The 13,801-nt window shown below is 69.3% G+C and carries 9 protein-coding genes; 5 read left to right on the top strand and 4 right to left on the bottom strand.

What is annotated here, in order from left to right; genetic code table 11:
* Window positions 1-14: 14 nt before the first annotated feature.
* From ISP17_RS18610 to ISP17_RS18600, 3 genes are all read right to left on the bottom strand, one after another.
* Window positions 15-737 (bottom strand): MHYT domain-containing protein, encoded by a 723-nt coding sequence (locus tag ISP17_RS18610; RefSeq protein WP_404635880.1) that lies wholly within the window; start codon window positions 735-737, stop codon window positions 15-17.
* A gap of 247 nt (window positions 738-984) precedes the next feature.
* Window positions 985-1,956 carry a pyridoxal-phosphate dependent enzyme gene (locus ISP17_RS18605; protein WP_404635878.1) on the bottom strand — a complete coding sequence of 324 codons (972 nt, stop codon included), beginning with the start codon at window positions 1,954-1,956 and terminating at the stop codon, window positions 985-987.
* On the bottom strand, window positions 1,953-2,954 hold the full coding sequence (locus ISP17_RS18600; protein ID WP_404635876.1) for an aldose 1-epimerase: 1,002 nt from the start codon (window positions 2,952-2,954) through the stop codon (window positions 1,953-1,955). Before ISP17_RS18600 ends, ISP17_RS18605 begins: the two co-directional genes overlap by 4 nt.
* A 65-nt stretch (window positions 2,955-3,019) precedes the next feature.
* On the opposite strand from ISP17_RS18600, the gene pepN reads away from it, so the two are divergent.
* Window positions 3,020-5,656: an aminopeptidase N gene (gene pepN, locus ISP17_RS18595; protein WP_404635874.1), complete on the top strand. Its 2,637-nt coding sequence runs from the start codon at window positions 3,020-3,022 to the stop codon at window positions 5,654-5,656.
* A gap of 117 nt (window positions 5,657-5,773) precedes the next feature.
* Here pepN and ISP17_RS18590 read toward each other — a convergent pair whose 3' ends face one another.
* Window positions 5,774-5,959, bottom strand: a complete 186-nt coding sequence (locus tag ISP17_RS18590) for a hypothetical protein (RefSeq protein WP_404635872.1) — start codon at window positions 5,957-5,959, stop codon at window positions 5,774-5,776.
* A 593-nt stretch (window positions 5,960-6,552) separates the two neighbouring features.
* Here ISP17_RS18590 and mnmG point away from each other — a divergent pair.
* From mnmG to ISP17_RS18570, 4 genes are all read left to right on the top strand, one after another.
* On the top strand, window positions 6,553-8,427 hold the full coding sequence (mnmG, locus tag ISP17_RS18585) for a tRNA uridine-5-carboxymethylaminomethyl(34) synthesis enzyme MnmG (RefSeq protein ID WP_404635870.1): 1,875 nt from the start codon (window positions 6,553-6,555) through the stop codon (window positions 8,425-8,427).
* Window positions 8,428-8,493: 66 nt separating this feature from the next.
* Window positions 8,494-9,264: an RDD family protein gene (locus ISP17_RS18580; protein WP_404635868.1), complete on the top strand. Its 771-nt coding sequence runs from the start codon at window positions 8,494-8,496 to the stop codon at window positions 9,262-9,264.
* A 154-nt stretch (window positions 9,265-9,418) separates the two neighbouring features.
* On the top strand, window positions 9,419-11,749 hold the full coding sequence (locus tag ISP17_RS18575) for a Tex family protein (RefSeq protein WP_404635866.1): 2,331 nt from the start codon (window positions 9,419-9,421) through the stop codon (window positions 11,747-11,749).
* A 118-nt stretch (window positions 11,750-11,867) separates the two neighbouring features.
* Window positions 11,868-13,718, top strand: coding sequence for an autotransporter outer membrane beta-barrel domain-containing protein (locus ISP17_RS18570; protein WP_404635864.1), 1,851 nt, complete (start codon window positions 11,868-11,870; stop codon window positions 13,716-13,718).
* The last annotated feature ends 83 nt before the right edge of the window (window positions 13,719-13,801 follow it).

Raw genomic sequence — 13,801 nt, 5'->3', positions numbered from 1 at the left:
GATGATCCGCGATCTCAGCCGTCGAACGCGAACCGACGCTGGCGGCTGACCACGCCGATCAGTACCACCAGCAGCAGCGCTCCCACCGCCGCAAACACCACCAGGCCGAGGTACTCGCCGCCGAGGCCACCGGCGCGCACGACCATCTGGTTGGGCTCGAAGTCCGCCGCCGCCATGCCGGTGTAGTGCATGCCGCACACGGCCAGGCCCATCACCAGCGCACCGACGATGGTCTTCACCGGGCCTCGCTGGTCGAACGCGATCCACAGCGCGGCGATCGACGCCACGATGGCCACCACCACCGACAGCGCGGCCGTACCGCCGTCGTAGCCCACCGCGGCCGGCAGACGCATGGCGTACATGCCCAGGTAGTGCATGGCGGCCACGCCGATGCCCATGTAGCTGCCGGAGGTGACCAGGGTCATCGCCGAATGATGCTCGCGCGAGGCCAGCGTCAAGCCCACCAGACAGGCGAGCACGGCCACCGCGGCCGACAGCGCGGTGAGCGGAATATCGTAGGTCACCGGCCCGGGCATGTGGCAGGCCAGCATCGCGATGAAGTGCATCGCCCAGATGCCGCCCAGCCCCATCACCACGCTGGCGGTGAGGATGGTGAGCGTGCGCTCGCGGCCAGCGCGCGCGTGGGCGAGACCGCCGATCAGCCGCAGCGCGGTGAACGAGCCGAGTGCCGCGACGATGTAGGAAAGAAGCACGAGCAGATAGTTGTAGTGGTGCATGGCCGTTGCGTGACCTTTTCAAAGGAGCGGAGGAATGACGCCCGAACGCCGCTGGCGAACCGGCGGTTCGCGTGTCGGGACATGGGCTTGCCGTGGCGGCGTCAGTCCCGTGACGGCAACGCGAGGCACGAGCGTCTACGCGCGGGCGCCGGTGGCGGATGCACGCGAACGCGGCATCGAACGCGTGCGATGCGTGGCGACCTGACGAAAACCGTTTTTTGATGCGGCCTGCGGCCGCCGGCACGGATCAGGGGTGCGGCGTCGTGCCCCAGGGCAGCGCGTCGAGATCCACATTGCCGCCAGTGAGCACCAGGCCGACGTGGCGACCGGCGAAGCGTTCTGGCGCCTTCAGCACCGCGGCCAGCACGGTGGCGCAGGAGACCTCTGCGATGATCTTGAGCTCGCCCCAGATCAGCCGCATCGCGGCGATGGTTTCCGCGTCGGTGACCGTGATCACCTCCACCGCGTGCTCGCGCAACGCGTGCAGGTTCGGCTCGCCGACCAGCGCGCGCAGGCCGTCACAGACGGTATCGGGAGCAACGCTCTCGATGCGGTGACCGGCGGCCAGCGAACGCGCGGCATCGTCGGCACCGGCCGGCTCCGCGGCAAACAACGGCAGGCCCGGGCGCAGCGCGTGCGCGGCGATCGCCACGCCGGCGGCCAGTCCGCCACCGCCCACCGGCGTGACCAGCGCATCCAGCGTGGGCACCTGCGCGAGCAGCTCCAGCGCGATCGTGCCCTGCCCGGCCATCACCCGCGCGTCGGCATACGGATGCACCAGCACGGCGCCGGTGTCGCGCTGCACGTGTTCGGCCATCGCCTCGCGCGCGGCCTGGTTCGGTGCACAGCGATGCAGCACCGCGCCGGCGCGCGCGATCAGGTCGAGCTTGGCCTGCACCGCGCCCTCGGGCACCACCACGTGGGCGGCGATGCCGCGCGTGGCGGCCGCCAGCGCCAGCGCGCTGCCGTGGTTGCCGGACGAGTGGGTGACCACGCCGAGGCGGGCGTCGGCGTCATCCAGCGACCACACCGCGTTGCAGGCGCCGCGGAACTTGAAGGCCCCGCCACGCTGGAAGTTCTCGCACTTGAAGTGCAGCTGGGCGCCGGCCAACGCGTCGAGCGCATCGCTGCGCAGCACCGGCGTGACCACGGCATGCGAGGCGATGCGCGCGGCGGCGTCGCGGATGGTTTCGATGGTGGGAAGCGCGTGCTGATTCATGCGATTTCGAACTCCACGCCGCAGCGGAAGCGGCGCTCGGCGCCGGGGGCAAGGCGGATCGCGTCGGCGCAATCGGCCCGGTTGAAAGCGTCGGCCCAGCTTTCCATGGGCTCCAGCGCCAGCGAGCCGCGCACGTCGCGACTCACCGTGTCGGCGGTGAATGCCAGCATCACGCCGCGCTCCTGCCACAGCGCCAGACCCAGGCCGCTGGAAGGGTCACGCAGGTGGCTGCGCAGCAGGCCGTCGGCGTCGGACGCGAGGTCGGCGAAGGCGTGGTTGAGCTCCAGCGCGCCCACCGCGCGTGGCGTGCGGAAATCGAGCGGAGGCGCGCGCTCGATCGGAACATGCGCTGCCGCGCCGGCCAGCGGAATGTAGTCCGCGCCGGCGGCGATCACGGTCCGCGCGGGCACCTGCAGTTCCCACGAGGCCAGCGGCGTGTCGCCGAGGCGGAAATACGGATGCCAGCCGAAGAAGCACGGCGCGGCGTCATCGCCGACGTTGCGCATGGTGGCCTCGAGGGTGAGCCCGCGCGCGTCGAGCCGATAGCGGATCGCCAGCGCGATCGCGAACGGATAGCCGGGGTGCGCGTTCGCCGGGATCGCGGTGGTGAACGTCGCTTCCGCGCCGTCGTCGTCTGCGCTGAGCGCCTGCAGATCGAAATCGACGCCGCGCACGAACCCATGGCGGGCCGCGCGCTCGGTTTCCGGCACGCCGGGCTGCAGGTCGTGGTCGGTGCCATCGAAACGGTAGCGCGCATCGGCGATGCGGTTGGCGAACGGCACCATCACCGCGAAGCGCGAGCTGGCTCGCGCGTCGAGTTCGGCGGCGTCGCGGTAGCCGTCGGCCAGATCGATCGCGCGGCCGCGGTGGCGCACCTCGATCGACAGCACAGTGGCGCCACGGTGGGCGATCCGCACACGGCGACCCCGCGCGGCGTCATGCAGCACGATCAGTGCGTTCGCTCCCAGCGCGTCGCGGGCAACCTCGAAGGACGGCATCGACGTGAACCTGGCCACAAGGCCGGCCATGTTAGCCTGATCGGCCCCACCCGATCCGCTCTCCCATGTCCGACCGTCACGACCACGCCACCGCTCCGATCCGCCTGCGCGACTACGCCCCGCCCGCGTGGCGCGTGGAATCGATCGAGCTGAGCTTCGAGCTCGGCATCGACACCACCGAGGTCACCGCCCGCCTGCATCTGCGCGGCGACGCCAGCAGGCCGCTACGGCTGGACGGCGAGGGGCTGGAGCTGCTGGCGATCGCGCTGGACGAGCAGCCGCTGGACGCCGGCGCATGGCGCTACGCCGACGGCGTGCTGGAGGTGGATGGCGTGAGCGACGGCAGCGTGCTGACTACCCGCGTGCGCACCCACCCCGCCGCCAACACCGCACTGGAAGGCTTGTATCTCTCCGGCAGCCGCGAGGCCGGGTTCCTGCTCACGCAGTGCGAGGCGGAAGGCTTCCGCCACATCACGTTTTTCCCCGATCGCCCCGACGTGCTGACCCGCTACACGGTGACGCTGCAGGCCGACCGCGCGCGCTTTCCCGTGCTGCTGGCCGGCGGCAACCCGGACGGTGCGGGCGACTTGCCGGACGGTCGCCACTGGGCGCGCTTCGTCGATCCGCATCCCAAGCCCTGCTACCTGTTCGCGCTGGTCGCCGGACGGCTTGAGAAGATCGAGCGCGACTACCTCACCGGCGAAGGCCGCACGGTGAAGCTGGTGATCTGGTCCGAAGCCAACGTGATCGACAGCTGCCACTACGCGATGGATGCGCTCGAGCGCTGCATGCGCTGGGACGAGCAGGCCTACGGGCGCCACTACGACCTGGACGTGTTCCACGTCGTCGCCACGCACGACTTCAACATGGGCGCGATGGAGAACAAGGGCCTCAACATCTTCAACGCGAAGTACCTGCTGGCCGACCCGGACACCACCACCGACGACGAATACAAGGCGGTGGAGGCGGTGGTGGCCCACGAGTATTTCCACAACTGGAGCGGCAACCGCGTGACCTGCCGCGACTGGTTCCAGCTCTCGCTGAAGGAAGGGCTCACGGTATTCCGCGAACAGCAGTTCTCCGCCGACATGAACTCGACCGCGCTCAAGCGCATCGAGGACGTGGCCCTGCTGCGCCGCGCGCAGTTCCCCGAGGATGCCGGCCCGCTGGCGCATCCGGTGCGCCCGGCCGAGTACCGCGAGATCAACAACTTCTACACCGCCACGGTGTACGAGAAGGGCTCGGAACTGGTGCGCATGCTGGCCGGCAAGCTGGGACCGGAGGGCTTCCGTCGCGGCATGGACCGCTACTTCGAACGCAACGACGGCCGCGCCGCCACGATCGAGGATTTCCTTGCCGCGCTGGGCGACGCCAACGATCTGGACCTGATGCCCTATCTCGCCTGGTACGGCCAAGCAGGCACGCCCCGACTGCGCGCACGCGGACACTTCGACGCCGGCGCGCGCCGCTACACGCTCACGCTGTCGCAGCACGCGCAGGCCCATGCCGACCTGCCGGAGAAGCCGCCGCTGCCGATCCCGGTGAAGCTGGCGCTGTTCGATCGCGATGGCCGCATGCTGGCGCTGCGCATGGACGGCCAGACGGTCGGCCATGAGGCGGTGGTGGTGCTCGACCGGGACGAACAGACGTTCGCGTTCGACGAAATCGAGCGCTCGCCGGTGCCCTCGCTGCTGCGCGGATTCTCCGCGCCGGTGATCCTGGAGTGCGACTACGCCCCGGCCGACCTCGCCCTGCTGCTCACCCATGATCCGGACGGCTTCAACCGCTGGGAGGCCGGCCAGCAGCTGGCCGCGCTGGCGTTCGACGACTGCCGCCATGGCGGGCAGATCGCCCTGCAAGCATGGTGTAACGCGCTGGCGCAGCTGTTTGCGGACCCCACGCTGGACCCGGCCCTGCTGGCCGACCTGCTGACGCCGCCGGGCGAGGTGGAGCTGGCAGAGCGCGAGCAGGAGGTGGATCCGGCGCAGATCCACGCCTTGCGACAGCAACTGCAGAAGCAGCTGGCCGAGACGATCGGCGCATTCGCCTTGGCGCAACGCCTGGCCGCGCTCGAGGTGGCCGGACCGCTGCAGCTCGATGCGGTGGCCAAGGCGCAGCGGCGGCTCAAGCGCCGCGTGCTCGAACTGCTCGCGCTGATCGATGCGCCCACGGCGCAGGCTCGTGCCGACGCCCAATACCGGCGGGCGCAGGGCATGACCGATCGCCTGGCCGCACTGTCGGTGCTGGTGCGCAGCGACGCGGCATCGGCCGCCGACGCCTTGGCCGATTTCCGTCGCCGCCACGCGGACAATCCGCTGGCGCTGGACAAGTGGTTCGCGGTGCAGGCGCAGCTGCCGGGCGAGAGAGCGCTGGAGCGCGTGCGCTCGCTCGAGAGCGATCCGGCCTTCACACTGAAGAATCCCAACCGCGCGCGCGCCCTGCTGGGCACTTTCGCCAGCGGCAACCCGAGCGGCTTCCATCGCGCCGACGGCGCGGGCTACCAGCTGCTGGCCGAGCGCCTGGTGGCGCTCGATGCACTCAATCCGCAGATTGCCGCGCGACTGGCCACCGCCTTCAATGGCTGGCAGAGGCTGGAGCCGGTGCGCCGCGACGCGGCCAGACGGGTGCTGTCAGCGCTGGCTGAAAAGCCGGAGCTGTCGCGGAATCTGGCGGAAATCGTCGCGGGCGTGCTGAAGAGCTGATCGATCCGCGAAGCGGAGACGCCTGGCGTCCCTCGCCGACCTTCGGCGCGACGGAGCAGTGCCTGCTCCACGTCGTACCGAAGGTAGCTCGTACCGTGACCGGTACGGTTGGTCAGCTCAGGCGGAGAGCTGCTGCAGCTGTTCGAGCAGACGGTGGCGGCGCGACTCCAGACGCGGACGCAGCGTGCTGCGCTCGCGCTCGCCGCGGCGCTCGAGCTGCTCCATCGCCATCTCGACGCGACCAATCTCCATCCACAGATCGTGCTGCTGATAGACCGGTTCGAAATTGATGCTCATGTCCATGACGCGTACCCCTTCGGATTGATGCGGTTGTCCCGACAGGGGGAATGCATTCGGCGTGCCAACAATGTGATGCTCGTCACGTCTCTTTTGTGCGTACGCCACCGGAACTGACGCATCGCGTCAGGTGCTGCCGCCATAAGGCCAAAAGGGCCATTTCAGTCACACCGGGTTCACGCGCACGAGTCGAATATCGAGCCCACGTCACCGACGTTTTGGTCGCCAGCAACACTCGATTTCCCGGTTTCTGGCGTCCGGCAACACGGTCATCCTGGATTCCCCCTGTTCCTGAGACCGCCGGACGCCAGATCTCTCAAAACAAAGCCCCGCGCCACATGGCGCGGGGCTTTGTATTTGCGGACCCCACAAAGGGAGACGGCGCCCGAAGGCGCCGTCATTGCTTCCTTTCCCCGGCACGCGGCGGAACCCCTGTCGTTCCGTCTCGGCGCGCATCGACTGCGCTGCGTCTGCCCGTGAAAAGTGCGCCCGAGGTTTTGCACGATTCGTGCCAGCAACAGGGAGCCCGGCGCATCGACTGACGCCGACTTACCATATCGCCCAATCACGTCCACTTTTGGACCCAGCAGGTCAGTTCCATGCGTCACCCGACACCCTACGACGTCATCGTGATCGGCGGCGGCCATGCCGGCACCGAGGCCGCGCTCGCTGCCGCGCGCAGCGGCGCACGCACGCTGCTGCTCAGCCACAACATCGAGACGATCGGCCAGATGAGCTGCAACCCGGCCATCGGCGGCATCGGCAAGGGCCATTTGGTGAAGGAGATCGACGCGCTGGGTGGCGCCATGGCTCGCGCGGCCGACCGCGCCGGCATCCAGTGGCGCACGCTCAATGCCTCCAAGGGCCCGGCCGTGCGTGCCACCCGTTGCCAGGCCGATCGTTCCCTCTATAAAGCTGCGATCCGCCGGATCGTCGAGACCCAGCCCAACCTCGACCTGTTCCAGCAGGCCGTGGACGACCTGATCATCGAGGGCGGCCGGGTCACCGGCGTGATCACCCAGATGGGGCTGAGCTTCCACGCGCCGGCCGTGGTGCTGACCGCCGGCACCTTCCTCGCCGGCAAGATCCACATCGGTCCGGCGCAGTACGCCGGTGGCCGCGCGGGTGATCCGCCGGCCAGCACGCTGGCGCAAAAGCTGCGCGAGCTGCCCGTGGCGGCCGACCGCCTGAAGACCGGCACGCCGCCGCGCATCGACCTGCGCAGCATCGACTTCAGCGAGCTGGAGGAGCAGCCCGGCGACGATCCGGCCCCGGTGTTTTCCTACCTCGGCAGCCGCGATGAACATCCTCGCCAGGTCAGCTGCTGGATCACTCACACCTCCGGGCAGACACACGAGCTGATCCGCGGCGCGCTCGACCGCTCGCCGCTGTACAGCGGCCAGATCGAAGGCGTGGGGCCGCGCTACTGCCCGTCGATCGAGGACAAGGTGGTGCGCTTTGCGGAGAAGGGCTCGCACCAGGTGTTCATCGAGCCGGAAGGGCTGGACACCTTCGAGATCTACCCCAACGGCATCTCCACCTCGCTGCCGTTCGACGTGCAGCTGGCGCTGGTGCGCTCGATCAAGGGCTTCGAGCACGCCCACATCACCCGCCCCGGCTACGCCATCGAGTACGACTACTTCGATCCGCGCGGTCTCCATCCCTGGCTGGAGACCAAGGCGATCGGTGGCCTGTATTTCGCCGGCCAGATCAACGGCACCACCGGCTACGAGGAAGCCGGCGCGCAGGGCCTGATCGCCGGGCTCAATGCCGCGCTCGCGACCCAGGGCAAAGCGCCGTGGTACCCGCGCCGCGACGAGGCCTACATCGGCGTGCTGATCGACGACCTCACCAGCAACGGCACCATCGAGCCGTACCGCATGTTCACCTCGCGCGCCGAATACCGTCTGCACCTGCGCGAGGACAACGCCGACCTGCGCCTCACCGAGACCGGCCACGCGCTGGGCGTGGTGCCCACCGAGCGCTACGACGCACTGCGCAGCAAGCGCGACGCGGTCGAACGCGAGACGCAGCGTCTGGGCGCGCTGTGGGCTGCGCCGAACAACGCGCTGGGCGCGGCGATCGAGCGCCACCTCGGCATCGCGGTGAGCCGCGAAACCAACGCGCTGGACCTGCTGCGCCGGCCGGAGCTGGATTACGCCCGGCTGGCCGCGGTGCCCGAGCTGGGTCCGGCCGTGGCGCACGAGGACGTGGCCGCCCAGGTGGAAGTGCAGACCAAGTACGCCGGCTACCTCGAACGCCAGCGCGAGGAGATCGAGCGCGCGCGCCGCCACGAGCACACCGCGATCCCGGCGAGCTTCGACTACGACAAAGTGCGCGGCCTGTCCGCCGAAGTGCTGCTCAAGCTCAAGCGCGTGCAGCCGGCCACGCTGGGCCAGGCCGCGCGCATCAGCGGCGTCACGCCGGCGGCGATCTCGCTGCTGCTGGTGCATCTCAAGCGCCGCGCCGCCTGATGCCATGGCGCCGTGGGCGTCATGGCATCATGCCGCTTTGCCATCGACGCGCGAGGATCACCCGGCATGGATATCTGGATCGGCCGCAACGGCGAACGACACGGCCCGTACAAGGAAGCGGACGTCCGCCAATGGCTGCGCAGCGGCGAGGCCAGCGGCGACGACCTGGGCTGGCACGACGGCCTGGCCGACTGGCAGCCGCTGTCCGTGCTTTTTCCCGAGGAAGTGCAGCGCCCCGCCGCGGCCACACCGCCGCCGATCGCCGCCGCGCCGCTGCCGCCGACCACCACGGTGGCGCTGGAGAACTACGCGGGATTCTGGAAGCGCCTGCTCGCTTACATCCTCGATGCACTGGTGTTGTACATCCCGAACAAGCTGATCGCCGGCGCCATGGGAGCAGACGCTGCCCAGGCCCGGCTGACCGATGCGGTGCAGGCAGCCGGCACCAACGTCACGGCCGTGCTCGACGCCTACCGTCATTTCCTTTCCGAGGTCAGCACCGCCAACCTGGTCGTGGCCCTGGTGGCCTGGATGTACTTTGCATTCTGCGAGAGCTCGGCCTGGCAGGGCACGCTGGGCAAGCTCGCCCTCGGCATCCGGGTTACCGACCTGCACGGCGCGCGCATCAGCCTCCCGCGCGCGCTCGGCCGTTATCCGGCGAAGTTCCTCAGCGTGTTTACGCTGGGCTTCGGCTTTCTGATGGCCGGCTGGACCAGCCGCAAGCAGGCGCTGCACGACATGGTGGCCAGCACGCTGGTGCTGAACGGCCGCGCGTCTGAATTCCAGCAACACGACGCGAGGAAGGAAGGCAGCGCGCCGGGCCGCTTCGACGCCTGACCAGCCTCCTTACGTACTTCCGACGCCGCGGCCTGCCGCGGCGTTTTCTTTGCTGCCGCATGCATCGGACCGCTCCTGGCCGCTTGCTATGATCGGCGGTCAGTTCTGCTTTCGACGGCGCGCTGCGCCCCAGCCCAGGAAATCACGCTCGACCATGCTCAGCATCGAACAACGCATTGCCCAGGACATCGCCGCGAAGGCCGAACAGGTGCGCGCCGCCGTGGACCTGCTCGACGGCGGCGCCACCGTGCCGTTCATCGCGCGCTACCGCAAGGAAGTCACCGGCGGATTGGATGACACCCAGCTGCGCCTGCTGGAAGAGCGCCTGCGCTACCTGCGCGAACTGGAAGACCGCCGCGCCGCCGTGCTGGCCAGCATCGAGGAACAGGGCAAGCTCACCGACGCACTGAAAGGCGACCTGCTCGCCGCCGACACCAAGGCGCGGCTGGAAGACCTCTACCTGCCCTACAAGCCCAAGCGCCGCACCAAGGCACAGATCGCCCGCGAAGCCGGCCTGGAGCCGCTGGCGCTGGCGCTGCGTGAAGATCCCACGCGCGATCCGGAAAGCTTCGCCGCCGATTTCATCGACGCCGACAAGGGCGTGGCGGACGTGCGCGCCGCGCTCGACGGTGCCCGCGCGATCCTGATGGAGTCCATCGCCGAGGATGCCGCCCTGGTCGGCGAGCTGCGCAACTGGCTGTGGGACAAGGGGCAGATCCGCGCCAAGGTGGTCGCTGGCAAGGAGAACGAGGGCGCCAAGTTCCGCGACTACTTCGACCACGTCGAGCTGATCGGCAAGATCCCCTCGCACCGCCTGCTGGCGCTGATGCGCGCGCGCAACGAAGGCGTGATCGAGCTGGAGCTGTCGCCTGCGCTGGACCCCGAGCAGGGCCATGCCGAGGGCGAGGGCCGCGTGGCCGCGCACGCCAACATCCACGATCGCGGCCGCGCCGCCGACGCGTGGCTGCGCGAGACGGTGCGCCTGACCTGGCGGGTGAAGCTGCATCTGCACCTCACGCTGGATCTGTTCGGCCGCGTGCGCGAAGGCGCCGAGGACGAGGCGATCCGCGTGTTCGGCGACAACCTCAAGGACTTGATGCTGGCTGCTCCGGCCGGCGCCAAGACCGTCATGGGCCTGGACCCGGGTATCCGCACCGGCGTCAAGGTGGCCGTGGTCGACGCCACCGGCAAGCTGCTGGCGACCGACACCATCTACCCGCACGAACCGCGCCGGCAGTGGAACGAGTCGCTGGCCGCCCTCGCCCGCCTGTGCCAGAAGCACGGCGTGGACCTGATCGCGATCGGCAACGGCACCGCCTCGCGCGAGACCGACAAGCTGGCCGGCGAGCTGATCAAGGGCCTGGCCAAGAGCCATCCCGAGCACAAGCTGTCGAAGGTAGTCGTCAGCGAGGCCGGCGCCTCGGTGTACTCGGCCTCCGAGACTGCCGCGAAGGAATTCCCCGACCTGGACGTGAGCCTGCGCGGCGCCGTGTCGATCGCCCGCCGCCTGCAGGACCCGCTGGCCGAGCTGGTGAAGATCGAACCCAAGGCGATCGGCGTGGGCCAGTACCAGCACGACGTCAACCAGGTGAAGCTGGCGCGCGCGCTGGATGCTCGTGTGGAGGACTGCGTGAATGCCGTCGGCGTGGACGTGAACACCGCCTCGGCCGCCCTGCTCTCGCGCGTGGCCGGCCTCAGTCCGTCGGTCGCCGAGAACGTGGTCAAGCACCGCGACGCGAACGGCCCGTTTCCCAACCGCAAGGCGCTGCTGAAGGTGCCGCGGCTGGGCGACAAGGCGTTCGAGCAGTGCGCCGGCTTCCTGCGCGTACCCAACGGCGACAACCCGCTGGACGCCAGCGCGGTGCACCCGGAGGCCTATCCGGTAGTCGAGCGGATCATCGCCCAGTGCGGCCGCGAGGTGCGCAACATCATCGGCGACACCGGCTTCCTTCGCGGCCTCAAGGCCGAGCAGTTCACCGACGAGCAGTTCGGCGTGCCGACCGTGCGCGACATCCTCAAGGAGCTCGAAAAGCCCGGCCGCGATCCGCGCCCGAGCTTCGTGGCGCCGAGCTTCGCCGAGGGCGTGGAGGACGTGAAGGACCTGCGCCCCGGCATGATCCTCGAGGGCCGCGTCACCAACGTCGCCGCGTTCGGTGCCTTCGTCGACATCGGCGTGCACCAGGACGGGCTGGTGCACGTGTCGGCGCTGTCGCACACCTTCGTCAAGGATCCGCGCGATGCGGTGAAGGCCGGCGACATCGTCAAGGTCAAGGTGATGGAGGTCGACCTGCCGCGCCAGCGCATCGGCCTGTCGATGCGGCTGGATGACGAGCCGGGCCAGAGTCGCGCCCGACCAGCCGCCGGCGCCACCGAACCACGCCGCGACAACCGCGGACCGCGGCCCGGCGGCGGCGCGCCCAAGCCCGCCGCACCGCCCGCCAACAGTGCCTTCGCCGACGCGCTACTGCGCGCCAAACAGCGCTGAAACCGCTTCACCGGAGTGGTCTGCCCGCTTGCGATGCAACGCAGCATGCGCTCCGGTATGGAGTGGATTACCGTAACTCGGTCATAACAAGCCACCCAGGCCCAGGAGCTCCAACAACATGCCCCGTACCCGTCTTCTCGCCGGCGCCATCGTCGCCGGCCTGCTGGCCAGCCAGGCTGCCAGCGCCACCGATTTCAGCCAGGTCGTCGTGTTCGGCGACAGCCTGAGCGACGCCGGCAACATCTCGCTCGCCACTGCACCGCAGATCCAGCCGCCGCTGCGCTTCACCACCAACCCGGGCAAGACCGCCGCCGAGCTGGTTGCAGATGGCATCGGCCATCCGATCACCGCCTCGCTGGCCGGTGGCACCGACTTCGCGTGGGGCGGCGCAGGCCTGGTCAACAACGTGGCGGCCGTCCCCACCCTGCCGCAGCAGCTGGGCATGTATCTCACCGCCACCGGCGGGCAGGCCGATCCGAACGCCCTCTACCAGGTGTGGGGCGGCGCGAACGACATCTTTTACCTGACGGGCACCTCGACCGATTCGACCGTGCTGGCCACCGGTACCGCCAATGCAGCGATCACCGAAGTGGGCATGCTCGGCCAGCTCAAGGCCGCCGGCGCCAACTACGTGGTGGTGTACAACCTGCCGGACCTCGGCAAGACGCCATCAGCCGCCGCCCAGGGCGCCGCGGCTTCTGCGGGCGCCACGCAGTTGGCCGTGCTCTACAACAGCACGCTGAGCAGCGGCCTGTCGCAGCTGAGCAGCCAGGGTCTCAACGTGGTGCCGGTGAACACCTACGGGCTGATCAACGAGGTCGTCGCCAACCCCGCCGCGTTCGGCTTCAGCAACGTCACCGACGCCGCCTGCGGCCTGGCGGCCAGCTCGGTGCAGTGCGGCCCCGCGGGCTCGGGCCTGCCGTACACCTACGCGGCCGGCACCGACGAGAGCTACCTGTTTGCCGACGGCGTGCACCCCACCACCGCAGCACATCGCCTGCTCTCGCAGGTGGTGTTGGCTGAGCTGGCCGCGCCTGGACAGATCTCGCTGCTGGGCGAGGCGCCGCTGGCGTCGTCCGCGGCGCAGTACCGGGCGATCCGCAACGAGATGCTCGCCGACAGCCAGGGCAGCGAGACGCGCATGTTCGCCGCCATCGACTACGGCCAGCAGCGCTTCGACGGCACCAGCAGCACGCCCAAGACCAGCAGCGACAACGTCAACCTGACGCTCGGCGCCGACGTGCGCACCAGCGAGCACACCACGGTGGGCGTGTCGCTGGGCATCGGCCAGAGCAAGGCCGACTTCAAGGGCAATGGCGGCGGCTACAAGCTGCAGGACATCTCCGGCCAGCTGTTCGGCGTGTACAGCAACGGCGGCGGCTACGTGGGCGGCTTCGCCAGCTTCGGCCAGTCCAACTTCAAGGACATCGAGCGCCGCATCCAGCTCGGCCCGTCGCTGCGCATCGAGAGCGGCAAGGCCGACGGCTCGCACCTGGGCGGCGGCGTCGAGGGTGGCTGGTGGTTCAACATGGGGCAGTCGCTCAAGACCGGCCCATTCGCCCACGTGGAATGGCAGTCGATCAAGGTCAACGGTTACACCGAGGGTGGCAACGACTCCACCGCGATGTACTTCGGCCGCCAGCAGCGCGATGCGCTGATCAGCTCGCTGGGCTGGCGCCTGATGGGTTCGTGGAAGGTCAACGACCTGCAGATGGCGCCGTTCGTCGAGCTGGCGTGGAACCACGACGGCAAGGCCGATCCGCGCAGCGTGCGCGCCGGCCTCAGCAGCATGGGCGGCAGCTTCGCGCTGTCGGGCTACACGCCGGACAAGACTTGGGGCAGCGCCAACATCGGCCTGTCGGCGCAGCTCACGCCCAGCGTGACCAGCTGGATCGCGGTCAACAGCCGCTTCAGCGACAGCACGCAGAAGGACAACAGCGTGAACCTGGGTTTCAAGGTCGCGTTCTGATCCATCCGCCCCGCGCATGAAAAAGGCCGTCCGCGACGCGGACGGCCTTTTTTGTATCCCGCTTTCGGCGTTCCGGCCCCTGG

Source organism: Dyella ginsengisoli, assembly GCF_044904665.1.
In the GTDB taxonomy this organism is placed as follows: domain Bacteria; phylum Pseudomonadota; class Gammaproteobacteria; order Xanthomonadales; family Rhodanobacteraceae; genus Dyella_A; species Dyella_A ginsengisoli.
Note: the sequence above shows the minus strand (reverse complement) of the source record. Positions and strands in the feature narration are given on the sequence as shown.